The 24,375-nt window shown below is 43.1% G+C and carries 18 protein-coding genes; 3 read left to right on the top strand and 15 right to left on the bottom strand.

Annotation, left to right across the window (positions count from 1 at the left end; genetic code table 11):
* Window positions 1-7: 7 nt before the first annotated feature.
* From AB3G73_RS19730 to AB3G73_RS19790, 13 genes are all read right to left on the bottom strand, one after another.
* Complete coding sequence (locus AB3G73_RS19730) at window positions 8-2,458, bottom strand: DUF4922 domain-containing protein (protein ID WP_148364018.1); 2,451 nt, start codon at window positions 2,456-2,458, stop codon at window positions 8-10.
* A 13-nt stretch (window positions 2,459-2,471) separates the two neighbouring features.
* Window positions 2,472-3,944, bottom strand: a complete 1,473-nt coding sequence (locus tag AB3G73_RS19735; RefSeq protein ID WP_148364017.1) for a sodium:solute symporter — start codon at window positions 3,942-3,944, stop codon at window positions 2,472-2,474.
* Between the two features lie 92 nt (window positions 3,945-4,036).
* Entirely contained in the window at window positions 4,037-5,311 is a 1,275-nt protein-coding gene (locus tag AB3G73_RS19740; RefSeq protein WP_367745472.1) for a lamin tail domain-containing protein, read from the bottom strand.
* 261 nt (window positions 5,312-5,572) lie between these two features.
* Window positions 5,573-6,607: a DUF4857 domain-containing protein gene (locus tag AB3G73_RS19745; protein WP_367745473.1), complete on the bottom strand. Its 1,035-nt coding sequence runs from the start codon at window positions 6,605-6,607 to the stop codon at window positions 5,573-5,575.
* 42 nt (window positions 6,608-6,649) lie between these two features.
* A complete protein-coding gene (locus AB3G73_RS19750; RefSeq protein ID WP_004305102.1) occupies window positions 6,650-7,318 on the bottom strand; it encodes a hypothetical protein in 669 nt (222 codons plus the stop codon).
* A 24-nt stretch (window positions 7,319-7,342) separates the two neighbouring features.
* On the bottom strand, window positions 7,343-8,230 hold the full coding sequence (locus AB3G73_RS19755) for an ABC transporter ATP-binding protein (RefSeq protein ID WP_148364011.1): 888 nt from the start codon (window positions 8,228-8,230) through the stop codon (window positions 7,343-7,345).
* Between the two features lie 22 nt (window positions 8,231-8,252).
* A complete protein-coding gene (locus tag AB3G73_RS19760; protein WP_367745474.1) occupies window positions 8,253-8,819 on the bottom strand; it encodes a PepSY-associated TM helix domain-containing protein in 567 nt (188 codons plus the stop codon).
* Entirely contained in the window at window positions 8,806-9,393 is a 588-nt protein-coding gene (locus AB3G73_RS19765) for a hypothetical protein (protein ID WP_004322225.1), read from the bottom strand. Before AB3G73_RS19765 ends, AB3G73_RS19760 begins: the two co-directional genes overlap by 14 nt.
* 203 nt (window positions 9,394-9,596) lie before the next feature.
* Window positions 9,597-11,213, bottom strand: a complete 1,617-nt coding sequence (locus AB3G73_RS19770; RefSeq protein ID WP_367745475.1) for a fimbrillin family protein — start codon at window positions 11,211-11,213, stop codon at window positions 9,597-9,599.
* Window positions 11,214-11,250: 37 nt separating this feature from the next.
* On the bottom strand, window positions 11,251-12,762 hold the full coding sequence (locus tag AB3G73_RS19775; RefSeq protein WP_367745476.1) for a DUF6850 family outer membrane beta-barrel protein: 1,512 nt from the start codon (window positions 12,760-12,762) through the stop codon (window positions 11,251-11,253).
* Complete coding sequence (locus tag AB3G73_RS19780) at window positions 12,755-13,987, bottom strand: DUF4876 domain-containing protein (protein ID WP_259022066.1); 1,233 nt, start codon at window positions 13,985-13,987, stop codon at window positions 12,755-12,757. The genes AB3G73_RS19775 and AB3G73_RS19780 overlap by 8 nt, the downstream gene beginning before the upstream one ends.
* A 4-nt stretch (window positions 13,988-13,991) precedes the next feature.
* Window positions 13,992-16,829: a TonB-dependent receptor gene (locus AB3G73_RS19785; protein WP_367745477.1), complete on the bottom strand. Its 2,838-nt coding sequence runs from the start codon at window positions 16,827-16,829 to the stop codon at window positions 13,992-13,994.
* 240 nt (window positions 16,830-17,069) lie between these two features.
* Window positions 17,070-18,077 carry an aspartate-semialdehyde dehydrogenase gene (locus AB3G73_RS19790; protein ID WP_004299708.1) on the bottom strand — a complete coding sequence of 336 codons (1,008 nt, stop codon included), beginning with the start codon at window positions 18,075-18,077 and terminating at the stop codon, window positions 17,070-17,072.
* A gap of 252 nt (window positions 18,078-18,329) precedes the next feature.
* Between AB3G73_RS19790 and AB3G73_RS19795 the strand changes: the two genes are divergently transcribed.
* Genes AB3G73_RS19795 through AB3G73_RS19805 form a run of 3 tightly spaced genes read left to right on the top strand, consistent with a single transcriptional unit; the run spans window position 18,330 to window position 21,845 of the window.
* Window positions 18,330-20,465 (top strand): cation:proton antiporter, encoded by a 2,136-nt coding sequence (locus tag AB3G73_RS19795; protein WP_148364005.1) that lies wholly within the window; start codon window positions 18,330-18,332, stop codon window positions 20,463-20,465.
* Window positions 20,447-21,181 carry a tRNA threonylcarbamoyladenosine dehydratase gene (locus AB3G73_RS19800; protein ID WP_148364004.1) on the top strand — a complete coding sequence of 245 codons (735 nt, stop codon included), beginning with the start codon at window positions 20,447-20,449 and terminating at the stop codon, window positions 21,179-21,181. The genes AB3G73_RS19795 and AB3G73_RS19800 overlap by 19 nt, the downstream gene beginning before the upstream one ends.
* 7 nt (window positions 21,182-21,188) lie before the next feature.
* The gene (locus tag AB3G73_RS19805) at window positions 21,189-21,845 is read left to right on the top strand and encodes an ABC transporter ATP-binding protein (RefSeq protein ID WP_148364243.1); all 657 of its coding nucleotides are present in this window, start codon (window positions 21,189-21,191) and stop codon (window positions 21,843-21,845) included.
* A 182-nt stretch (window positions 21,846-22,027) separates the two neighbouring features.
* Here the strand turns inward: AB3G73_RS19805 and AB3G73_RS19810 are convergent, their stop codons facing one another.
* Window positions 22,028-22,939: a helix-hairpin-helix domain-containing protein gene (locus AB3G73_RS19810; protein ID WP_259022068.1), complete on the bottom strand. Its 912-nt coding sequence runs from the start codon at window positions 22,937-22,939 to the stop codon at window positions 22,028-22,030.
* A complete protein-coding gene (locus tag AB3G73_RS19815) occupies window positions 22,939-24,309 on the bottom strand; it encodes a sodium-dependent transporter (protein ID WP_367745479.1) in 1,371 nt (456 codons plus the stop codon). The genes AB3G73_RS19810 and AB3G73_RS19815 overlap by 1 nt, the downstream gene beginning before the upstream one ends.
* Between the last annotated feature and the right edge of the window lie 66 nt (window positions 24,310-24,375).

Here is a 24,375-nt window from a genome sequence, read left to right on the forward strand (position 1 = left end):
TTTATTGCTATTCCTTTTTGAATAATTGATCGCATAGAGTATTTAACTGTTGGGGAGATAAACTTATCTCCTTGTAAATCTCTGTGAGTTGTTGGGCGTTTAATTTATCCATATCTTCTTCTCTGACAATCGGGAATATGCCACCCATTTCTGCAACAGCCGGACTTATTAATAGCCCTTTTTCATTTGGGGTATAATAGCAAACGGGACGATGTTTTGAGCGTAGGAAAATGATGCAATTCCATACTTCTACTTCGTCACCTCCGAAATGGCTGATTTTATCGAGGCCATACCAGGTTATCATGTTGATTAAAGGTTCTTTATCCGAATAAATGGCGGAAAGATTTTTGTAGACCTTTTCAAATTGTTGCATTAATTCAACTTTCAGGCTTGATGTAATACCTATGCAAGTTGTAAATAAATCGTCTACATAAGTTGTTACGCAGTTTCCATTTTCTAATATATCCGTCAAGAAATTCAGCTCAAAAGGATTAGTCAGTTCTTCTTCTTTTCCTGCTGCCTGGAAATGCATGTGGTCAGGGGCGGAAGCACCGCACTCCGGTCCATTATAGAGTATATAGAACTCGTCCAGATTTTCAGCTAAGTGAAGCATATCTTCAAAACGTCCTTTCATGCTTTGTGGAGTATGTTCCTTGTCGATGATTGTCAAGTGACGCTGAAAAATGGGGTAAGGATTGAGGCATACCTCATAATGTCCGAATGGTAGATATGTTTGCTCTGCGGGGCGGTTTTTCCCGCATAAGAAACAAGGTCTTTCTTGGATAGAATGACTATCTGTTTTTGCCATGGTCGAGAGGATGCGTTGAGGATTTGGGAAAATTATAACTTTCATCTCTCTGTCTTCTTTCTTCAGCTTCAATACTTTTTTCTTTTCCAGATTTTCTTCCAACGCTTCATAGTTCCTTTTCGCAAGTTCCCAGTTTTCTTTTTGGTTTTCTATCATTTCTTCTACAAGTTCCTGAAACTCTTGATCGATAGTATGCATCTGGATTCTGCTCTTAATTTCCCATGTGCGGATTCGGTCTTTGTAGAAGTTGTTCCGATTGATCTTTTCTGTGCTTAATGCGGCGTCGGAGTTACCTTCCCAACGGCGACAGAGGTATATTACATCATAGATACGTCCGATCTTATATTCCCGTGAGATTCGTAATCCTATGGCATAATCTTCTCCATAGCTGGTATTCGGCAATTTGATATCACGAAGAATAGGAGTGTAGAAAGCTCGTGGAGCACCCAAACCATTGATACGTAGAGCGTTGTTCTTTCCATTTTCCGGTGTCCACTCTTTGTGATCAATAATACCGGGGGCTATTTCGTTTAGCTGGAAGTCGGTCATTAGATAAGTGCCTATTACCATTGCGCAACTTTCCTTATAAAAAGTATCTACGACTTTCTGTAAAGTGGATTCGTCTTTGTATAAATCGTCACTGTCTAACTGTATGGCGAACTTTCCACATTTTTCGTGATGTATACCTTTGTTCCAACAACCTCCTATGCCTAAATCATTCTCTTGGGGAATGATATGGATCAATTTCTTATCGGTACTTAGTTCCTGGAGTATTTCCGTCGTTCCATCGGTGGAATGATTGTCGATAACAATAATGTTAAAAGGAAAAGTGGTCCGCTGGTTTAAAGCCGAGTTGACAGCATCACGGATGGTATGAGCACGATTGCGCACAGGGATGATGACAGATGCCTCGAATTCAAAGTTTTCGCTGTGAAGATTTACAGGCCGTGAAGAAGTAGGCATGAAATAAGCATCAATACATTTCAGGTATTCGGTGCAGGCAGCTTCCATTTCAATTTGCACTTTCCGATTTTTGGGGTTTACATAGTCGAATTGTTTCTCTCCGCTTTTCCTGGTATCTGTTTCAATTTCGGTGTATAGATATTCATTGATGTGCACAATTGAATATTTGTAAGAGATGAATAGACGCATAGCATATAGTCCTGCGTATTCGTACTCTTCACGCAAAGCATTTGCTATTTTAGTGAAGGCAGAAGAACTGAATAGAAGCATAGAGCCGAAGTCGAAATCATCCCGGACGCTTCCTAATTGGTAGTCAATGACAGGTGCTTGTTTAAGTTCTCCGTTAATCAGCTGATAGTGGTCGGCATAAACTATTCCATTCTTTTTATCGTTCTCCATGATTTGCACCATGCGTTCCAAGGCATACAGTCCCAGTTTTAATGGAGTTTGTTTCAAGTAGAACAGAGTATATTCCGAATTGGCATTGGCTGCAATTGTTTTCATTGTGTCTGTGGAATAGAACCCTTTAACAGAGAGATATTCACACCCCGGAAGAGCTTTCTTGCCGGGCGCCGAACCTAATAAATAGATTTTATTTACTAGCTCTGACGCTTGTAGTTCTTTCACTGTCTGCATGATATCTTCCGGGGTGCCGAAAGGTATGAAGCAATTAATTTTCTTCTTCATCTTGATTTTAATATTAAAGAACTGTCGTATTGTCCATAGTTGATTTCTTTCGAATGAGGAAGCAAAGTCCGATGAAAGTAAATGCAGCGTTAAATAATAGCAGCTCGTAACTAATTTGGTAACCGTTGAACCATGCTTCCGAATTTCTTTGCAGGATATAGCAAAGAATAGGAGAAGCGATAGCTACCAACGGAATATATTTATCATAAACTTGTTTCTTGGTGAAGATGCCGAAAGCGAACAACCCTAAGATAGGACCATACGTGTAACTGGCCAATGTGTAAATCGCATCAATCACACTGGTGTTGTTCAGCAAATTGAATACGAAAATGACTGCCCCCATCACAATTGCCATACCGATATGTACATGTTTGCGTATCTTGCTAAGTGCCGCATCTCCTTTTTTCTGTGCATGTAAAATATCTACAGTAAAAGAAGTGGTCAGTGCCGTCAAGGCAGAACCCGCTGCAGAATAGGCGGAGGCTATCAGTCCGATAATGAATAATATTCCGACTATGCCGGGAAAATAATTTCCGGTAGCGATCATCGGAAACAACTCATCGCTTTTTCCCGGATTCTCAATGCCTTGCTGTGCTGTAAACGTATATAGGAGTACTCCCAGCATCAGAAAAAGCAGAATGACAAAGAACTGTGAGATTCCACTGGTAATCATATTCTTCTGTGAGTCCCGGAAGTTCTTGCAGCTAAGATTGCGCTGCATCATATCCTGGTCGAGTCCGTTCATGGCAATAACGGTGAATACACCTGCCAGGAATTGCTTGAAGAAGTATCGTTTGTCATTGACATCGTCAAAAAAGAATGTCTTGGAAAAGTCACTGTCTGAAATCGTACTAATCAAACCACTGAAATTCAGATGCAGGCTGGAAGCAATATAATAGATGCAAAGTACAACCGACACTACCAGGCAGAATGTTTTTAGAACATCCGTCCATATCAATGATTTCACTCCACCGCGGAAAGTGTAAAGCCATACGATAAATACCGTAAGGATCACGTTCAACAGGAATGGAAGATGAAAAGGAGCAAAGATAAGAAACTGCAATGTCAGACATACGAGAAAGAGCCGGACAGCTGCCCCTAACATCTTTGAAATAAAAAAGAACCATGCCCCCGTCTGGTAGGAGGAGCTTCCGAACCTGTTCTCCAGATATTCATAAATGGAAACCAGGTTCATACGATAAAAGAGAGGAACGAGTACAAACGCAATGATAATTTGTCCTACTATGAATCCCAGCACCATCTGCAGATAAGAAAAGCTGCTTGCCTGTACCATGCCCGGAACGGAAACGAAAGTGACTCCGGAAATGGTGGAACCGATCATGGCAAAGGCAACGATATACCAGGCTGATTTACGGTTTCCTACAAAGAATCCTTCATTGTCGGCTTTGTGTCCTGCTATATAAGAGATAGTGAACAGGATGATAAAGTATGCCACAATAGTAATAGATATAACGGCTGGACTCATATCTGCTGTTTTAAATTCGTTTGAGGATGAATATCCGGAACTTGTTTACTTTGCCTACAAATGTAGGGAATTTATCATAGATATGTATAATCTTACATATTTTTTATTCCGGGTGTACCTCCAGTCGTATGCTTCGATGAATGCCAATTCTTATTGAGGGAGGGCAACTCCGGGGATTTCTTTTCGAGTGAAACTCCGGTTATTTTATCAATGGTGTGCATTTCATCTCTAAAACAACAAGTGTCAAAAGTATGTCCTGGTGCAGTCTCTTTACTACTTGAAAGTGCCAGATACCCGCCATTATTGTTCAGTGCCGGGAAGTTCGGTATAATTATTATATTTTCTCCACCGACTTTATGTTTCTGAACGACTCTGTTGAAGTATTTCGTGAAGCAAAGATAAGCTTTGGCAGGAATGGTTAGGGGAGTAGAAGGACTTTCATTTTGAAGGATGGTAGTATTGTATATTGCCCCGTCTTTATACATCTTATATAGATAAAGTGCCGGTAAAATGATAGCCTGTTCAGTCGGATTGTAGATTTCTATATATTCTGCACCATCAGTAGCATTGTTATACATGATTTCATTGAAAAGAAGCATACCTCTCACATCTCTCGGTAGTTCGGAAGTGTCCGGATTATCAGGAATGTCCGTTTCGGGATTATCGGGTGTTTCATCAGGTGTAGTGTTCGTTTCTACATCGTTGGACAACTGTATGTGATGGAACGTGAATCCTTTGCATCGTGTTTTGGTGTAAATGCAGTATATACCGCAGTAGCGGGAGGTTTGTATATCGGTATCTTTTATCTGTTTTTCTTTTACGTATTCATTCTCGGATTCAAGCCGTGTCCAAAAAGTCCAGTAACCGTTATTGTCACATTCTACTTTTATGTATAGTTTCGGTGATGAGTCGCCTTTCATCAGTTCTCTTCCCGAAGCCAGCAGTTTAGACTGGTCTCCGTTTTGACGATAAAGAGCTACATTATCTTTGGCTCCTCCTATCTGAATATAATAACCGTTTAAATTCTCGGAAAGAATGTTTGAGGAAGAAGTCAGATAAAACCGTGCATAATTGTTGGCGGAAGGATTGAAGGTGAGGTGAACTCCAAATTCCCAACGGGTATTCTTCACCGAAGTGGACGGTATAGTGACATAAGCCGCTCCGGCATCTTCTTGTGGGTCATTCAGATGAATTCCTTCTTTAGAATTGATGGTGAACTTTTCTGTTTCTCCTTCCCAGGGAAGTTCGGAAGTAGCCGTATCTTCTCCTTCTACATCTCCTTTTTCTTCGTCATCAGCAGGAAGTGAACAATGATAGAATAACATCATGAAGATACTTAGGAAAGCAAATGCTTTGTAAACTTTCATACAGTTTTTAATTTGAGTTTTTTCGTTTTACCGTATTTGTTTGTGTATAATGCAGAAGCAATTGCGGTTTTAATAGTTGAATGAGTCGGCAAAGATAAACTTTCTTGCCGGAAAAAGCCCGTACTTACAGAAGAAAAGATTGTAATTCTTTTTGTTTCCTATACACGCATGGGAAGAAAACAGTAAGGGACTACCCTAAGTCATATTTAATAGATTGACTTTTGATAGTCCCTTACGACTGTTACATTCAATATGGGAATACTATTCGAAACGTGGCATTACATATTTATCTGTATAAGATGTGAAAGTAATACCGGGCATGGAATGAGTGGACGATTCGTTCTCTAATTTTTTTATCAATGAATAATCGTCGGCATTCAATGCGTAATAATTATCAGAGGTCGGGGTAGTTACACGTACCGTCCAATCGAACATATTACCGATGATGGTTAATGCATCCGTTTCGGGATTAAATACAGGAATTCCTGTTTTTACCACTTCGTATGTCCGGTTCTGCAGTACATAGAAAGCATTGTTGACATCGGTCATGAAAGCAAGTGTCTTCTTGTTTCTGAACTCTGTCAGATACAGATGTTCCAGTGTCAGTCCTTCAGGCAAGGTGATGGCACGAACATACGGACGCCCTTTCACCTGTTTCAGATGAAACAGACGGCGGTCGGCATCCAATAGAAGATAACCTTCGTCATACTCCTTTTTCACTGTTGGATTTCCTACGATCTCCGTTGCCGGGAAACGAAACTCCTTTTTAGTCATAGCTTCGGTAAACTGAAGACTCTTGTCTTCCTTCACGCTGTTGGAGGCCATGTCGATAAACTCGATTCCTTTGGAGGTGATGCGGAATACGTCATCCGGCATTTTCAGGTCTACACGTCCCGACATGGATTCCATCAGAGGATAAAGTCCGATAGAAGGCGCATTAATATCCGAAGGCACACTGCGGAAGTTGAAGTTCTCCGTCTGTACCATTTTAGGAGTTACTGCTATCCCTTGAATGGTATCCGGAAAACGCTCATCAGACATCAACTGACGAAAATAAAACATAGGCAGGATACTGTCGAAAGCTGCTTCCGAATAAATATTACCAGCCAGGTCGCGACGTACACTTCCTTTTCCCTCTTCCTGTCCCATCTGTGCGAAATCGCCAATTACGAAACTGTACAGGGTAAAGGGAGTCTTCTCCGGCTTTACGACAAAGAAATTGTAACACCAGGGCAACTGCCAAAGAAGCAGAAAAGCGATGGTTACATATAATAATATAGTACTGAAACGTCTCATTACTCAATCTTTTAATTTTTAGTCTTTAATTTTTAATTGTTCCTAGTCCTGCTTTCCGGCCTTGAATCGTACGATAGAAAGCCACGAGAAAGAAGCTGTCAACAAAGTATAAACCACTAAATAAGGGAGGAACTTGTTATATGCTTCCGGTGTGGGCGACAGAAAGAAGATTCGGAGTAATAATACTGCGATAATGAGATTCAGAATACGACGTTTCCATGCCGGTTCGAGGCAGATCCATGCCACAAGCAGATAACCGGAAATCCCGGCAAGATACCACGTTAAAGCGGTGAGCAATATGTGGTTCTTCAGTTCATGGGCAAGTATTCCATTCAGGTATACTTCCATTAACAGGAAATTGGAAGCGAAGCAGACAAGTAGCAACACTAATCCCGAAAGTAGCATATTACCTGTCATCTTCAACTCCGGATAAGGCAGATGGAGAGTCAGTTTCAGGCATTTGCGCTGCATTTCGGGAACAAACTGAACAATAGCCATCAAAATTCCCGCAATCAGAGGGATATATTGCAACATATCAATGAAGATGACATCTCGTTGCAGCATCACTTCCCACACATGAGCAGCCCCTTTCATTTCTACCACCCGGTTGATGCGGAGCATACAGTAGCCTGTAAAACCAAGTGTGGCGAGCACGGCAAGTAGAAAATACCACCGTGTCTTTATCCATTCTTTATAAAATATAGCGTACATTGTTTTTATCAATTATCAACGATTCTAGTATTTGCCTGTCAGGCCGATAAATGCATCTTCCAGATTCACCTGTTCACTATGAAAATTAGTGTAGGGCACTGACATGGATTTCAGTTTGGCTTCTGTTTCTGCCGGTTGAAGGAAGGAGAAAGTCTCCAACTGGTTCCGCATGACAGAAGGATGATAGAAATCATCGGATGCAGGAAGTTCGTAGCCCTCGGGAATAGTGAAGGTGTAGCGACGTCCTTTTTCCAGTAGCTCGGCGATTGGTTTCTGAATCAGTATCTTTCCGTAGTCCATGATGATGCAGTCGTCAACAAGCCGTTCCATGTCCTGAATGATATGCGAGGTCAGGAAGACTGTTTTTCCTTCTGAACGGGCATAGTCGCGGAGATAATCGACAAACAGGCGACGATAGCCGGGATCGAGTCCGAGAGAGAAATCATCCAGTACGAGAAGTTCCGGGTTCTGTGCGAGAATCAGTCCGAGGGCTACTTGTGAACGTTGTCCGCAGGACATACGCGAGATACGTTGACCGGTGGCTACTTTCAATTTATTCATCAGTTCGTAGTAGGCTTCCTTTTTCCATTGACCGGGATAGAAAGCTGCGTAGAATTTCTCTATCTCGTTGATGGTCATGAATTGGTATTGCACATGACCTTCGATGAGCAGTCCGATATTGCGACGCAGAGCCGGTGCCATTGTCTGTATCTCCTGTCCGAAGATGCGACATTCTCCCGAACGGGGTTTCAGGTAACCGCTCAAGATATTGATAGTGGTGGTCTTGCCCGTACCGTTCTTTCCCAACAGTCCTAGGATGCGCCCTTTGGGTACTGTGAAACTAAGATTTTCGTAAATCAACCGTTTGCCGTAATAGTGCGTCAGGTTGTTACATTCGATAATATGTTCCATTTGATTTTATCTGTTATTCTATTCAAAAGAAGAAAAGGAAAAGAATGGGAATCAAGATTCCGACAATTAGTTCGATTCCTCCTCTGCCGATAATGCCCTTATTTCCTTTCAGCATGATGATGCCGGAAAGAGTAATGATAATAAGAGCGATAGCGAAAATATCAGCAAAGTAAGTCCACCATTGTCCCGGGTTGTAATGTAAGCGGGACATTGCTCCGATAAGCGGACGACGGGTGACGGATTCATATACCGCTTCCCCTGTTTTCACATTTACGAGGAGGTTGGATCCGCTTTTCAGGAATACTTTCATTACGTCCGTTTTCGGGAAGTAATGCTTGGTATAGTTGCCGCTTTCTCCCAACGGTTCCAAGAGGGTGAGTACTTCTTCCTTGTTCATTCCTGCTTTATCCGGTAGCTTTTCTGCTATCTTATACTCTTTCCGTGTGATGGAGAAGTTCGGGTTAATCGTGTCACGGTGATTCATTACAATTCCGGAAATGGCATATATCAATACCATTCCGGAAAAGAAAAATGATAAGTCACGATGTATGAGTCGACTCCACTTACGGATGCTGTTACTCCACTTCATACGAGTTAGCTTCCATGAAATAGAAAGATAAATACTCTTTTCCCGTCTCTGCTTTGCGGTCGGCTATTTTTGCACGGAAATCTGCAATGCGGGCTTCGGGGCTGTTGGCTGTTTCGCCACGTGCTTTCTTTTCAGAGTCGCATCCGGCTTCACCGGTTCCGTGTTTCTCGGCAGCCTGTGCTTTGAGTTGTGCTTCCCAGTTCTGGAGGTAGGCTTCGTCAATGCGTTGTTCTTTCAGTGTTCCGGTAACACGAACGATGGAGTTTACACATTTAGGGTCGAATGCTCCCAAGGTTCCTGCTTCTACACGGATCACTTGGGTGTCGTCGCTACCCATCAGGAAGATTTTCTTTGCTCCATGTTTGCAGGTGTGTGTGCAGACGCCTTCAATGGTCACTTCTTGTCCTGCAAGGCTTTCGGCATTGGCAAGGAGAGAGTCGATTTCCAAAGCGGAAGAAGCAGACTGTTCTGTAGTCGCTTCTGATGCGCTTTTCTGTTGTTTGTTACCACATGAAGTTCCGATAAAAGTCATTGCCACGATGGCAATTGCGATTGTTAGCTTTTTTGTTTTCATTGTTCTTGCTTCGTTTTTATATAGTTTGTAATCTGTTTATCGTTTGTTTATAGCTTATCATAGTTCGCCTTACGGGCGAGGAGTCTTAACCTTACTTGGGACTTTGAGTTTCATGCCGGGAAACTGTTGTTTCCTCACCGAGAAACTATTGTTTCCCCGTAGGGGAACTAAAGGTTTCCCGGTGTGAAACAAATGTTAGTCCTTTAGTTGCCGGCTTGATCCCTTACGCAACGGAGTTGCATACCGGACTTGGTGCTGATATAACCTAACGTTAATCTGCCTTCCAAATATTTGGAAGTAAACGTACTCATTAATGCAAAAAATTGTATGTTGGTAAGTTCGTTGTTAGCATTAAGTATTGCTTTATATGGAGTTGAAGTCATATAATAATTCAATGCTGGTTTTCCAATCCACTCGGTTATTGTACTAGTAGTGCTGGATATTACAGTTTTCTGGTAACTTGGAGTAGATGCGAAATTTGCCACCATACGCACTCCTGAAAATTGGTAATTGAATCCTGCATTATGAAGTGACAGTACTTTAGCTCCATCATAGATTGCATCATAAAAGAGAGCTTTATCACCATCTGCTGGAGTATTTCCATCTTCATCATTGTTGCTTTTGCCAACAAGATTAAAATATTCCATTTGCGTCGGTATGTGCCACCCTTTCGGACAGATACCTTGTGCGCCTTCAAAGTCTTTCAGATTATTTTCAGTAATTTCCTTACCACCTAGCGCAGCTTGCAAATCATAAAGATAGCCTAATTCTTTTATAGCACTTTCGTCTGTTATGGCTACGGCTACATTGTTAACAATCTCATATGGATACCAAATATGTGAATCAGCTGTCGGATCAGTAGAGGGTGTATATCCTTTAGGTAAATAGCAAAGTGGTTCAGCCATCCATGTCGTACCGTTTGAGAAAGTTACAGTCTTATATTTCACATTATCATACAGGAAATAGTTCTGATCGAGATGTTCCTCAAAAGGAATTTCATTATCAGCTCCAATTTCGCCCTCATCTGTCCAGTTCTCAATGTCACCGCTAAGTTTGACTTCTATATCGTCAGGTAACACGCGAATGTTCACACTGTATTGTCCTCCTTGTGCCAAAGTGGTAGATGTGAGCTTCTGTGACAAGGTCTTGCCGTCGGATGTTGCTACTTCAAGCGTCAAGGCTACTGTTTGGGGAACGATAATAGCTCGGTATGTCTCATTCGCTTTAACGGCTTGTGCAACAATGCTTGTAGCAGAGGCATTTGCATCAGCAGTCACTGTGAGAGCACTCAAATCAAGAGTTGCAGTCGGGATAGAACCTTTCAATGCAATGGACGAGATGTTAGCTTCTACTTCCTTTGTTACATTAATCACTAATTTAGTAAACATGTGTTTGAAGTTCATGCTTATAACGTTGGTAGTCGGAAGTACATCCGATTTCTTTGCTGCCATAAAATCTGACGCTCCATATCCGCTAGTCTGATCGGTTTCTACAGTAAATGAAGCCGGAGTATTGCCCTCTTTATAGGGATAATAGGCTACTATTTGCGATTTGTCATTTCCTTCCGGATACCAAAGTAAATCACCGGCAAATACTCCGTCATTGTATGTCATCAGTTTATTTTCCGCATATACGAAGTCACCGTTTTGGGTGATTGTAACACCGATTTTATCTCCGGTCTCAAAGTTAACTTCCGTAGCACGTGTAATAATAGGAGAGATAGTAATACGACTGTTTGCAGGAGTCGTAGCTTCGTTCTCCTCTTGTTGGCAAGATACCAAAAGTGCTGCTGCGAAGATAAATGTCAAACTCTTTTTCATTGCTTAATAATTTAGTTTATATATATATTCATTGTTTTCAAAAAGTATATCCTAATTTGACAGCCTCGTTCCAACGGTTCGAACCATCTATATATTGCAGGTTGAAACCGTGCGTATAACTACCCTGTACTTCCGCATAAATTCCATAGTTGAAATGGTAGCGCAATCCGAGATGAAATGTCGCCTGCGGGGCGGTTGCATATTCATTTTTCAGATGGTAATAATTAGTCAGCCGATAAGGCGGATCACCCGGTTCCGTATCTGTTGCCGTAGTCCTGTTTTTCCCGGTAAAGTTTCCTATGGCAAAGGATGCAGCCGCTTTCAGGTCGAGTTTCCCCAGATGAAATACACTGGAGATATAAGTCCGGCTGCAAAGCATCTTTTCCGAAGTCACATAAGGATACATCTGTGTGGTCAGTCGTCTGAATGTTGATATATTCGTTCCCAAACGAAGTTCCGTGCGGGGACTTATGAATTCATATTCAGGATGGACGGAGAAAATATCCTGCTCAAAAATACGATTGGAACCATGTACGTAAGTGGTCGTTATCCCGTTCACAGTTTCTTTAGTTATCACATTCTCGTTGTTGGCCAGATGTGACCATTGCAGGTTCAGTCGCAGAAAATGCTCTTTCTTTCCCTGTTTGAAATGATAACTCAAATGGGAGGTAATCCGGTGGGTGGGAAATTTAAACCAGATAGCATCTTTTTCACCGGCAGAACCTGAAGAATACGTGTATTCAATATCTCCGTAAATTCCTTTCCATTGAAGTTGCAAGGCTCCCCCGTTCGACAATTCTTTGATGGGAAAACCGTTGACACCCGATTCACTAAGATGGATTCCGCTACCGTCCCATGCCTCGTAAGCTCCATACATAAGTCCTTTATCCAGAAAAGCATTGTAAGAGTTTTCGGCTGTACCGATGACTTCTGCTTTCATTGATTCGCTGTTTTTACCGAGAATATAGGAAAAACCGATTGCCATATCTCCCGAATGATACATGACGCTGGGGGCTATTTTCAAATCCAGTCGGTAATTGGTATGCCGCAAGTCCTTTCGTTTGGAATAGTTGGAGGCGGCAAAGTCAATCTTTCCTCCTAATCGCCAGTTGGGTGCAATATCAGTTGCAATACCACCCATGAAAGCGTAGGTTTGCAAGTCTTTGCGTCCGGGCGTGAACTCCAGGAGATCTACGGGATAAAATCCCGGGTGGATGAACATCGAACCGCTCATATCCTTGCCGGAAGTATGGTCGAAGGAGAATGAACCCGTCAACGAATAACCTTTCAGATGAGTGATGGACTTTGCTACCGCTCCGGCACTCCATGCTTCTTTTGCTTCGTAATAGTTGCGGAAATCACCGTGGTTATTCTTTCCGTACAGTTCGGCATAGGAAGCAGAAATACTGTCCGTCATGATACCTGTGACATTTGCCCCGGCATTCCAGAAGTTACGGCGTTCGATGATGTCATAAGTCTGTGCCGAAACTCCGGATGCCAGACATAGGAGCCAAAGGCCTGTTATATATATTTTCTTCATCTCACTCATGCAAAGATTGTTTTTCCCGTTCATAAAAATCGGTAGAAGAATTGTTCGTATCTACCAGTACTTCATAACCCGCTTCCTGTGTCGCTTCTTCATCCACATGACGGTATAAACTGCGTCCGTTGTACGTGGCACTTTGAATGACATATCCCGCATCAATGGATGGGGAAATGCGCTTTTTATTGTTGGAGGAACCGCCATAATACACTTCCGTCCCATCAATCACCCAGTCGAGCGGTACCGCTATCACCCGTTCGGTGGTGCTTCCCGGCTTCTGTATGACGCTGCCTTCTTTAAGAACGAAGTCCTGTATCGTGGTATCTTTGGCTTTAAAAATAATCGTGGCCGGAGAAAAGATGGAGAATGTATAAGCGTTCGCCTGTCCTGTTTTCAACACTACGTTCAGGTAATGGTCCGGTGTAATCTGATCGCCGGGAGCCGGATGATATTGCGTGTTCGGGAAATAAACATTGTTGTAACATACAAAATATCCGGGTTTGTTCAGATTAACAGATTGCGGATATTGTGCCGCATGGTCAACTGCTCCGTTGATGGCAATCACCGCATCTTCTCCCGGTTGAAGCGGAAAAGTTTTGCCGGTACCGCCAAACTGCCAGATACACTGTGCGATAGGAGCGAAGTCGGGGAAGATGGTTGCTCCGGTTGCTTCGTCCTGTGTCACCCATACATTGGTGGCTTGTGAATTGTAAGGGTCGAGAGCTCCGAAACACAAGCTATCCAGATATTGCACTTCCGAGTCGTTATTATGCAGGATAATGTACTTGTCGGACTGATAATTTCCTTCCAGCGGTAACTTGGTACATCCTCCGCAGTAAATCTCTTTAATAATGATCGTTCCGGCTCTGGAGTGAATCAGCGGGAGATTAAATGATATATCACTACTGGTCAGTTTTACATTATCAGCTAACCCGTTGAAAATATCCTGTCCGTCTTTGTCACTGATTTGCACACGGTATATACCTTTGGTCAGAGAGAATTGTGCCACTCCATTCTTGTTGGTTTTAGCCTTATAAGAATTTCCACGGTCGACATCTTCAATCTTTACGGTCACTCCTTCCCTGAGATGCTCCGTGTATCCGTCCGGATATACGGCGGTAACCTGCAGGTTGTGCAATTGGTTGTCATACGGATTCTCTTTATCGATATCCGTGCATCCTGCAAAGATGCCGGTCACTGTCAGTAATAATATGTAGATGGATTGCTTCATATAGTTAGAATTTGATACGGCAAGTAAGTCCATAATAGAAATCCGGGGTGAAAAGAGCGCTTACACCCGTTGCATGAGATTTTACATAAGGCCGTGAGTTGGTGAAATTAATCGCATTGAGAGAAAGAGATACATAGTCTCCAATCTCTTTGGTGATATTGATATTGGCAGAAAAATAAGGATCATATCCGTCTGCAGCAAATGTATAAGCATTGCCCGATTTACGTATCAGGTAGGAGAATTCCGGATTTGCGGCTTCCGCTGACGTGAAAGGATGCATCTCATTATTCAGGTCGAGGTATGCCACCGGCCAGATTGCAGTATAAGAGTCGCCGTCATAGATACTTCCTCCGGTTTGGGTATTGCTGCTTTCGCTCACATTGAAAGCATATTCTTTTCCTTGGTATTCGGAGATATTCTGCGAACGCTTCACAAGCGAAGCTTCCAGTCGGCACGAGATAATCAGTCTGGCTTTCGGAATACGGGTGATGGCTGTGATATTGGCATCCAGCGAGTGGGTACGCTTGCCGTTGGCAGTACTCGATAAGTTGTCGCCGTTGGCGTAGATACCTACATATTGGTAAGAACGATTGGCAAGACTGGTGTGCGACCATCCATTCTGATAATAATACGATAAAGAGTTGTCGATGTATTTCGTATAAGTATAAGCGGCATCTATCCGGAATTGCGTGCGAATCGGAGTAATTTCCGGGAAATCAACGATCATTTCCGCTCCGCGACGAATCACGTCCATTCCATTGTCGGGAGAAGTTGACTTTACAAAAGTCTGGTCGGTCACTTTGACATCCATAGGAGTCCAGTAACTGGATGCATTGTCGCGTATGTAAACCATACCTGTCTGGTTGTCCACATTGATTTGCGGATTAGTAGGCATAGTGAATCCTTCCGGCAATTGGAGAACATCGTAGGAGAACGGAGTATAGGTATTTGTGTATTTATACGGCAACTTGGTACGGTTGAAATAACCGACTAATGAAATTCTGGTACGGGCGATGTTGACGTCCAGACCGATTTCAGCGTTCTGATTCCGTTGCCACCGGAGGTTCTCATTGTGCAATAACGTGTAGGGCTGACTATAATATATATAAGATGATTCAATCTTATTATAGGAAAAGCCGAAGGTCTGTATGTCCCGATATTCCTGTTTGGGATACAAGGTATAAAAAGAGGGAAGCTTTTCGGTAATTCCCCAACCGCCACGGATAGCGATATATTCGTTCAACTGCCATCTGGCATTGAAACGCGGAGATAGAGTATTCAGATTTTTATAGTTCGTTCCCTTGATAAACAAGTGTTCCCAACGTACCCCTGCCATCAGTCTAAGCATGGTATTTCCCACAGGAAATGAGAGACTTTCTTCTGCATAAAGCGAAACATTATGCATATATGGGTAAGTAGTGTAAGGACGGGGACGATAACCGTTCGGAGCCAATGCTGGGTCTTTGTAATATTCTCCTTCGCCCACATTGCCTGTTGCTTTCCATTGAACGCCCGCTTTCAGGTTACTGTTTACAGTCTTAAAGCGTCTGTTCCATTCATATTTTAACGATGCGGCATAATCCAGTTCTTTGGAGTCGATGATTTGGTCGGCAAAGTAAGTATATGGCAGTTTGTTTGCCATAAAATATCCTTCCTCCGTGGCATGAACAGCTGGTTGCTCCGATGCATACGAGTAGAACGTATGCGCGTGGGAGTTGTTATCATTATAATATATCGATGCGTCGAACTTGAGGTTGGTTATCCACGATTTATTGAGCAGCCAAGCGAGTGACGTGTTTGCCCGGAATACGTTGTCTCTCACTTTGTTGTATTCTCCCGAATAGGCATCGGGATCATCTTTGGTATTCATTCCTCCGATATTGCCTGTAACACCGATGTCGAATCTCAATACGTTGTGGAATGTGTTGCTATATCCGGCAGAGAATCCCCTTCTTGTATAAGAAGAATAGGGAGATACCAACTTTTGAGTAGCTTTGGTCCATTCACCGTTTATGTTGATGACTCCTTTATCGTTTCCTAAATCCAATCCTTTAGAGAATGACACCTGTTCGGTGCGAGGATTGATAGACAGCAATATGTTCCAGGGTGTTTTCCCTTTTCGGGTGTGAATTTTGACCATACCACTATTCAAGTCTCCATATTCTGCCGAGGGCACTCCCGTAATGACTTCCACCGATTCAATATCTGCAACAGTGATATTCCGGGTATCCGCTCCGCTCATATTGCCAAACGAACCATTGTTTCCAATACGCACCCCATCCACTTCCACAGCAGTTCCGAATGCGGCATTACCGGCTGTTGACCCTCCGTCACGTAATGAGAAGATATGGTTGGCGGTGAGATCCGGTACTTTGGTCTTTCCCCCCGGAAGAAGAGCGGAGATATCGCTCACATTCGACACCTGTAGATGTTCCAATGCATTATTTCCGATAGTGAGCGTGGTGTTTAATTCATTCTTGGGTGCTTGTGCAGTAACGACCACATCATCCAGTGCAAGTGTATTTTCTTTGAGTATGATAGGAACGTTATTGATATTGCTGCGTACATTTACGGGAATGGTTGCCGGTACATATCCAAGAAAAGAAACCTCCAGATTGTATTTTCCCTCCTGTACTCCATGTATCGTAAATTCTCCTTTCTGATTGGATACAGCCCATAAATAGGTACCTTTAATGAGAATAGAAGCACCGGGTAAAGGGGAATTCGTTTTTGCCTCGGTCACACGTCCCGAGATTGTATAGATGTTTGAATTAGCTGCGGCTTCAAATAAATTGAAAAATAGTAGCCCCCAGAATGCTATATTAAAAAGACAATATTTCATAGATAAGTTTTGCGCAAAATTCGATAAAAACCGAGTTTGTATCAATCGCTATAAATAGTTATTTTGGCAAATCATGATACCTATAACTAGTGATTTCTTACCTACGAATAGGTATTTCCCCTCTAACTATAGCTTAGAGAATAAAAAAACGGCTTGCACTGCGAACACTATCACATTGCAAGCCGGTTGATTTATTGGGCTTATCTATAGCTGTCCGGATATTATTTCCAGTCCGCTATATTAGATATTTTTTACTTTAATCAGATATTCGGCAATCTGAACTGCATTCAGGGCAGCCCCCTTCTTGATCTGGTCACCTACAATCCAGAAAGTCAATCCGTTTTCGTTTGTCAGGTCTTTGCGGATACGGCCTACGTATACCGGGTCTTTACCTGCCAGGAACAACGGCATCGGGTATTCTTTTTCGGCAGGATTGTCCTGCAGAACCAGACCTTCACCGTTAGCGAATGCTTCACGAGCTTCTTCTACGGAAATCGGACGTTCTGTTTCTACCCAAATACTTTCAGAGTGAGCGCGTAATGCAGGAACACGTACACAAGTTGCACTAACCTTTACGTCAGAATGCATGATCTTACGCGTTTCATTATACATTTTCATCTCTTCTTTCGTATAACCGTTTTCTGTAAATACGTCGATCTGCGGAATCAGGTTGAAAGCCAACTGATAGGCAAACTTTTCTACAGTCACAGGTTCGTTTGCCAATACCTGACGATATTGTTCGTACAATTCGTCCATGGCAGCGGCACCCGCACCACTTGCTGCCTGATAGGTAGACACGTGCACGGTTTTTATATGAGAAAGCTTTTCGATGGCTTTCAGTGCAACTACCATCTGGATAGTCGTACAATTCGGGTTGGCAATAACGCCGCGCGGACGTTCCAATGCATCCTCTGCATTTACTTCAGGCACTACCAAAGGCACATCGGCATCCATACGGAAAGCGCTGGAGTTGTCGATCATCACAGCACCATACTTGGTGATTGTTTTCTCGAACTCCTTAGATGTTCCTGCACCGGCAGAAGTGAAAGCAATGTCTACCCCTTTAAAGTCATCGTTGTGTTGTAAGAGTTTCACCTCGATCTGTTTACCGCGGAAAGTATATGTTGTTCCGGCACTACGTTTAGAACCGAACAAAACTAACTCGTCCATCGGGAAGTTTCTCTCATCGAGCACGCGCAGGAACTCTTGTCCTACGGCTCCGCTTACGCCAACAATAGCTACTTTCATCTTTTTCTTTTGTTAAATTGTGAATATTGAATTTCTCTCCTTATCCTGTCGAATAGAAAAGATTTGGCTGCAAAATTATAACAATTTAGCATATAAACATCGATTTTGAGAGAAATATTTCAGTTTTTCGGCGGATTACTCATGCTTCCGTATAGTTGGACGTGGTTATTGGAGTAAAATGACCATTAGACATTCATTGGATTCTGCAAACTTTTTTGTTCCTTTGCAGAAAATTCCTAAAAAACACAGCCTATGAACCTGTTTGATCTCAATTTAACGCTGCCGATTTCTGATCCGACCTGGGTGTTCTTTTTGGTACTAATTATCATTCTTTTTGCTCCGATGATTTTGGGGCGTCTCCATATACCTCATATTATAGGCATGATTCTGGCAGGTGTGCTGATTGGCGAACATGGCTTTCATGTGCTCGACCGTGACAGTAGTTTCGAACTGTTCGGCAAAGTAGGACTCTATTATATCATGTTCCTTGCCGGTCTTGAGATGGATATGGAGGATTTCAAGAAGAACCGGACAAAAAGTTTCGTGTTCGGCTGGCTCACTTTTCTGATTCCTATGGCGTTGGGAATATGGAGTAGTATGAGTATGCTGGGGTACGGTTTTCTCACGGCAGTGCTGTTGGCAAGTATGTATGCTTCCCACACCTTAATTGCCTATCCCATTATTAGTCGTTATGGACTGTCGCGTTTGCGCAGTGTCAATATAACCATTGGTGGTACTGCTGTCACCGTCACCCTTGCTTTGATTATTCTTGCCGTTATAGGAGGCATGTTTAAGGGGACTGTCGATGGCTGGTTCTGGGTATTTCTTGTGGCAAAAGTGGCTTTCCTCGGATTCCTGATTGTATTCTTTTTCCCCCGTATCGGACGCTGGTTCTTCCGGAAGTACGATGACAGCGTGATGCAGTTTGTGTTTGTGCTGGCGATGGTTTTCCTCGGAGGAGGATTGATGGAATTTGTAGGGATGGAGGGAATTTTAGGAGCTTTTCTGGCGGGCTTGGTATTGAATCGCCTGATTCCTCATGTATCTCCTTTGATGAATCGGTTGGAATTTGTGGGAAATGCGTTGTTTATTCCCTATTTCCTGATTGGTGTCGGAATGATTATTGATGTAAGAAGCCTGTTTACCGGAGGTGAAGCATTGAAGGTAGCTGTTGTGATGACAGTGGTGGCAACCTTTAGTAAATGGCTGGCTGCCTGGATCACACAAAAGATCTATCGGATGCAGTCGAATGAACGGAGCATGATATTCGGTTTAAGCAATGCGCAGGCCGCAGCTACGCTGGCGGCAGTGTTGATCGGTCATGAAATCATAATGGAGAATGGAGAGCGGTTGCTGAATGATGATGTCTTGAACGGTACGGTAGTGATGATACTTTTCACTTGTGTCATCAGTTCTTTGGTGACCGAACGTTCGGCCCGTCGTTTTGCTTTGGATGAAAATGTGCAAGCGGAAGAAGAAGCTAAACAGATAAATAAGGAACAAATCTTGATTCCGGTCGCTAATCCGGAGACGATTGAAGATCTGGTCAATCTGGCTTTAGTGATAAAGGATGCCAAGCAGAAGAATGCATTGGTTGCGTTGAATGTTATCAACGATAATAATAGCTCGGAGAAAAAAGAGCAGCAGGGAAAACGTAATCTGGAGAAGGCTGCCATGATTGCCGCTGCCGCTGATGTGCCTGTTACGATGGTGAGTCGTTATGATTTGAATATTGCTTCGGGGATTATCCATACGATCAAAGAGTATGAGGCTACGGATATTGTGATCGGTTTGCACCGGAAGGCAAATATTGTCGACTCTTTCTTCGGACATCTGGCTGAAAGTCTGCTGAAAGGTACGCATCGTGAAGTGATGATTGCCAAATTCCTGATGCCTGTTAATACCCTGCGTCGAATCAATATTGCCGTTCCGCCGAAGGCTGAATATGAATCGGGGTTCTCTAAATGGGTGGAACACTTCTGCCGTATGGGAAGTATCTTGGGCTGTCGGGTGCATTTCTTTGCCAATGAGCGTACGTTGATGCGTATTCAGCAACTTGTGAAAAAGAGACATGCAGGTACCCCGACAGAATTCTCCATATTGGAGGAGTGGGAGGATCTCTTGCTGTTGACAGGGCAGGTGAATTACGACCATTTATTGGTAGTTATCTCTGCCCGTCGCGGATCTATCTCTTATGATCCCTCTTTTGAGCGCCTGCCGGCACAATTAGGAAAATATTTCTCTAATAATAGTTTGATAATCCTGTATCCCGACCAGTTTGGCGAACCGCAGGAAATTGTGTCATTCTCCGATCCTCGTGGACATAATGAGTCTCAACATTATGAGAAGGTCGGTAAATGGTTCTATAAATGGCTAAAGAAAAACTAATGGAAAGATACGACTGGCAACAGAGAACGGAACTCCTGTTAGGGGAGGAAAAGATGGAGCGCATCCGGAATGCACACGTATTGGTCGTGGGACTGGGTGGAGTAGGTGCTTATGCCGCCGAGATGATCTGCCGTGCAGGTGTCGGGCGGATGACGATTGTAGATGCCGATACGGTGCAGCCTACCAATCTGAACCGTCAGTTGCCGGCCATGCATTCCACGTTGGGGAGGACGAAAGCGGAGGTGTTGGCAGCCCGTTATAAAGATATAAATCCGGCGATTGAGCTGACTGTCCTGCCTGTTTACCTGAAGGATGAAAATATACCGGAACTGCTGGATGCCGATAAATATGATTTTATAGTAGATGCTATTGATACGATCAGTCCGAAATGCTTTCTGATTTATGAAGCGATGAAACGTCGTATAAAGATTGTCTCCAGTATGGGAGCAGGGGCGAAGAGTGACATCACCCAGATTCGTTTTGCCGATCTTTGGGAGACGTATCATTGCGGTTTGAGCAAGGCGGTACGGAAGCGTTTGCAGAAGATGGGAATGAAACGGAAACTTCCGGTGGTATTCAGTACGGAACAAGCCGATCCGAAGGCCGTACTGCTGACGGAGGATGAGCAGAATAAGAAATCGACATGTGGAACAGTCAGTTATATGCCGGCCGTGTTCGGGTGCTATCTGGCTGAATATGTCATTAAACGATTATAAGGCTATGATGATAAAACTAGAAGGGATTACGAAGAGTTTCGGCTCATTACAGGTGCTGAAAGGCATTGATCTGGAAATCAACAAAGGAGAAATTGTTAGTATTGTAGGCCCGAGCGGTGCGGGTAAAACTACGTTATTGCAGATAATGGGCACTTTAGATGAACCGGATGCAGGTGTGGTACAGATTGACGGAACAGTGGTGAGCCGGATGAAAGAAAAAGAACTATCCGCTTTTCGTAATAAGAATATTGGTTTTGTTTTCCAGTTTCACCAACTACTGCCGGAGTTCACGGCATTGGAAAATGTGATGATTCCCGCCCTAATTGCCGGGGTGTCTTCCAAAGAGGCGCACGAACGCGCTGTGAAGATTCTGGATTTTATGGGACTGGTTGACCGGGCTTCTCATAAACCGAACGAATTGTCGGGAGGGGAGAAGCAGCGGGTAGCGGTAGCGAGGGCTTTAATCAACGATCCGGCAGTTATTCTGGCAGACGAACCATCCGGTAGTCTGGATACACATAATAAAGAAGATTTACATCAACTGTTCTTCGATTTGAGGGACCGTCTGGGGCAGACTTTTGTCATTGTGACGCATGACGAGGGGCTTGCCAAAATTACGGACCGGACCGTTCATATGGTGGATGGTATGATTAAAAAAGATTAATTAGAGAACCTAATTTCTAAAAATGTATACCAAAAAGGTAGAGCCTTGCAAGTGTTCTATCTTTTAGTTATATATTTATAGTCGCTTCTCTACGGAAGTCTGTGAAGATGATAGTAGAGTGTTTGTTTTGTTTGTGTGTGATGCATTCTTGTCTGGTGTGATAGGAATGCATCTTTTTTTTATTAATTATAACAAATGTAGGGTTCTAACCGTTCAAGATCAATAGGAGTGAACTCTTCGTAAAGAGATAATTGCTTCAGACTTTTTAAGGATCCTTTCTTTTTCCGATATTCTATGATAACCTTTGCTTGGTAGTAGTTTATGTAGGGATGATGCAGCATTCGTTCCATACCGGCTTTATTTAAATTGATACGGCGTGTCTGCTGGATGTCAATGGAAAACCACGGACGGAGTTTCTCTGCCTTTAGATGAATCTCCTGTAACTGCTCTATTCGGAAAAAGCCTCCCAGCCTTTCGCGGTAATTCACCATCATCCGGGCAATGCTGCTTCCGATTCCCGGAATCTTTTTCAGTTCGGTGGTATCTGCGGAGTTGAGGCTGATGATGGTTCCGGGGAGATATTTCATGAGTGTGTCCCGTTGTACACTTTGTGCGGTTAATAATCGTACCGTATCCTTTGAACTGAAATCTTTTGTAATTTGGATATAGGGATAAAGAGTCCGGTATTGTTCTTCGGTTAGACCATAAATCTTCCGGAAATCCTCCGGATGGCGGAATTTGCCTTGTTTATTACGATAATGCAGGATATTCTTTACCATCCGGGAAGGTAGTCCGAGTGACAGGAGAGTGGTGGAGTCTGCGGTGTTCGGGTCGAATATCGCAAGCTTGATTTCCCTTTGAGGGGATGATTGAAAAGAAGGACCGGACTTTTGGTGAGGTTTGGTTTCCCGGAGGACAGAAATAAAGTCGTTGTATTCTTTATCGAACTTCTCATTCTCTTTGCAGTCGGTATCTTCAGCGTGCTTGAAAAAGGAGAAGAGTTTAGGAGCGGCATATACTCCTAAAATAAGAACGACAAGGACGATAATGCCTTGTCGTTCAGTTTTAGTATAATAAAGGAAGTCTTTCCACATTATAGCTTGATCAATCCCAGTTCATTGATAAATATCAGTGAGATGGCGATTGGTGCGATATATTTTAATATAAAGATAATGAGTTTGTATACCGGTATCTTTAATGAACCGTCGTTGGTAATCTCTGACCATACAATCTTCTTGTCCAGATACCACCCGGTGAAGAGCGAAATACACAATCCGCCAAGTGGTAACATGATTTTAGCTGTTAAGAAGTCGAAGAGATCGAACAGACCCAGTCCGAAAATAGTAAATCCTTTCATGACTCCCAGTGATAATGAACAGAATATTCCGAGGAAGATACAACCGCCGGTGACTAACCTTGCTGCTTTTCCACGGGAAAGCTCGAACTCCTCATGTAAATAAGCGGTTACTACTTCGTGCAAGGAAATGGTGGAGGTTAAAGCAGCCATTGCCAATAACGCGTAGAACATGACAGAGAATATATATGCCAGTATGGGGACTCCGCTGAATGCCTGTTGGAATACATTAGGCAGTGTGATAAAGATCAGGCTCGGACCTGAATCAGGTTGTATGCCTACTGAAAAAGCAGCCGGGAAGATGATAAAACCGGCTAGTATCGCTACAAAAGTGTCAATGATTCCTACGCTGAAAGCTGTTTTAGTCAGGTTGGTTTCTTTACTGAAATAGGAGGCGTATGTACAAAGACATCCCATTCCCAAGCTCAAAGAGAAGAAAGCCTGTCCCATGGCACTCAAGAACACATTCCCGTCCACTTTGCTAAAGTCAGGCTTGAGCAGGAATTCAATGCCTGCACCGGCTCCCGGCAAAGTAACCGAGCAAACTACCAGTATGAGGATAATGATAAATAAGGTAGGCATCATGATTTTGGAGGACTTTTCGATTCCTTTTTCCACTCCTTTCACGATGATGAAATGAGTGATTAACAAGAAGGCTACCAACCATACAACCGGTCTCCACGGACTACTGGAGAATTGCTGGAAAGAAGAGATGAATTCTCCGGAGTTTTTTCCGGCAAAGCCGTTGGTCGCAGCTTCAAGAATATATTCAAGCGTCCAGCCTGCTACTACGGCATAATAACTAAGTATCAGGAAACCGGCCAATACTCCCATGCGTCCTACCCAACGCCAATGTGTTCCAGGGGCTAATTTCTGATACGCTCTTGCTGTGTTGGCTCTCGAACGGCGTCCTATCAGAAACTCGGCAATCATAATAGGTAGTCCCAGAAGAAAGATGCAGCCTAAATAGATCAATATAAATGCCGCACCTCCATGATTTCCCGTTTCATAGGGAAACCTCCATATATTACCCAGTCCGACTGCAGAGCCGGCAGAAGCGAGTATGACCCCTAATTTACTGCCGAAGTTCGCTCTATCATTTTTTGCCATAAATCTTGTTTTATCTTACAAATCGTTATAAAATGCACGTATAAAATGCAAATATAGAAAATGATA

The sequence above is a fragment of the Bacteroides sp. L008 genome, from assembly GCF_040812255.1.
In the GTDB taxonomy this organism is placed as follows: domain Bacteria; phylum Bacteroidota; class Bacteroidia; order Bacteroidales; family Bacteroidaceae; genus Bacteroides; species Bacteroides vicugnae.

What these genes read in the sequence shown, in the direction of transcription:
- AB3G73_RS19775 (WP_367745476.1), bottom strand. Translation starts at nt 12,762, where the DNA reads ATGAGTGAGATGAAGAAAATATATATAACAGGCCTTTGGCTCCTATGT.
- AB3G73_RS19810 (WP_259022068.1), bottom strand. Translation starts at nt 22,939, where the DNA reads ATGTGGAAAGACTTCCTTTATTATACTAAAACTGAACGACAAGGCATT.
- AB3G73_RS19805 (WP_148364243.1), top strand. Translation starts at nt 21,189, where the DNA reads ATGATAAAACTAGAAGGGATTACGAAGAGTTTCGGCTCATTACAGGTG.
- AB3G73_RS19760 (WP_367745474.1), bottom strand. Translation starts at nt 8,819, where the DNA reads ATGAAGTGGAGTAACAGCATCCGTAAGTGGAGTCGACTCATACATCGT.
- AB3G73_RS19735 (WP_148364017.1), bottom strand. Translation starts at nt 3,944, where the DNA reads ATGAGTCCAGCCGTTATATCTATTACTATTGTGGCATACTTTATCATC.
- AB3G73_RS19745 (WP_367745473.1), bottom strand. Translation starts at nt 6,607, where the DNA reads ATGAGACGTTTCAGTACTATATTATTATATGTAACCATCGCTTTTCTG.
- AB3G73_RS19740 (WP_367745472.1), bottom strand. Translation starts at nt 5,311, where the DNA reads ATGAAAGTTTACAAAGCATTTGCTTTCCTAAGTATCTTCATGATGTTA.
- AB3G73_RS19815 (WP_367745479.1), bottom strand. Translation starts at nt 24,309, where the DNA reads ATGGCAAAAAATGATAGAGCGAACTTCGGCAGTAAATTAGGGGTCATA.
- AB3G73_RS19770 (WP_367745475.1), bottom strand. Translation starts at nt 11,213, where the DNA reads ATGAAAAAGAGTTTGACATTTATCTTCGCAGCAGCACTTTTGGTATCT.
- AB3G73_RS19790 (WP_004299708.1), bottom strand. Translation starts at nt 18,077, where the DNA reads ATGAAAGTAGCTATTGTTGGCGTAAGCGGAGCCGTAGGACAAGAGTTC.
- AB3G73_RS19755 (WP_148364011.1), bottom strand. Translation starts at nt 8,230, where the DNA reads ATGGAACATATTATCGAATGTAACAACCTGACGCACTATTACGGCAAA.
- AB3G73_RS19800 (WP_148364004.1), top strand. Translation starts at nt 20,447, where the DNA reads ATGGCTAAAGAAAAACTAATGGAAAGATACGACTGGCAACAGAGAACG.
- AB3G73_RS19730 (WP_148364018.1), bottom strand. Translation starts at nt 2,458, where the DNA reads ATGAAGAAGAAAATTAATTGCTTCATACCTTTCGGCACCCCGGAAGAT.
- AB3G73_RS19795 (WP_148364005.1), top strand. Translation starts at nt 18,330, where the DNA reads ATGAACCTGTTTGATCTCAATTTAACGCTGCCGATTTCTGATCCGACC.
- AB3G73_RS19765 (WP_004322225.1), bottom strand. Translation starts at nt 9,393, where the DNA reads ATGAAAACAAAAAAGCTAACAATCGCAATTGCCATCGTGGCAATGACT.
- AB3G73_RS19750 (WP_004305102.1), bottom strand. Translation starts at nt 7,318, where the DNA reads ATGTACGCTATATTTTATAAAGAATGGATAAAGACACGGTGGTATTTT.
- AB3G73_RS19780 (WP_259022066.1), bottom strand. Translation starts at nt 13,987, where the DNA reads ATGAAGCAATCCATCTACATATTATTACTGACAGTGACCGGCATCTTT.
- AB3G73_RS19785 (WP_367745477.1), bottom strand. Translation starts at nt 16,829, where the DNA reads ATGAAATATTGTCTTTTTAATATAGCATTCTGGGGGCTACTATTTTTC.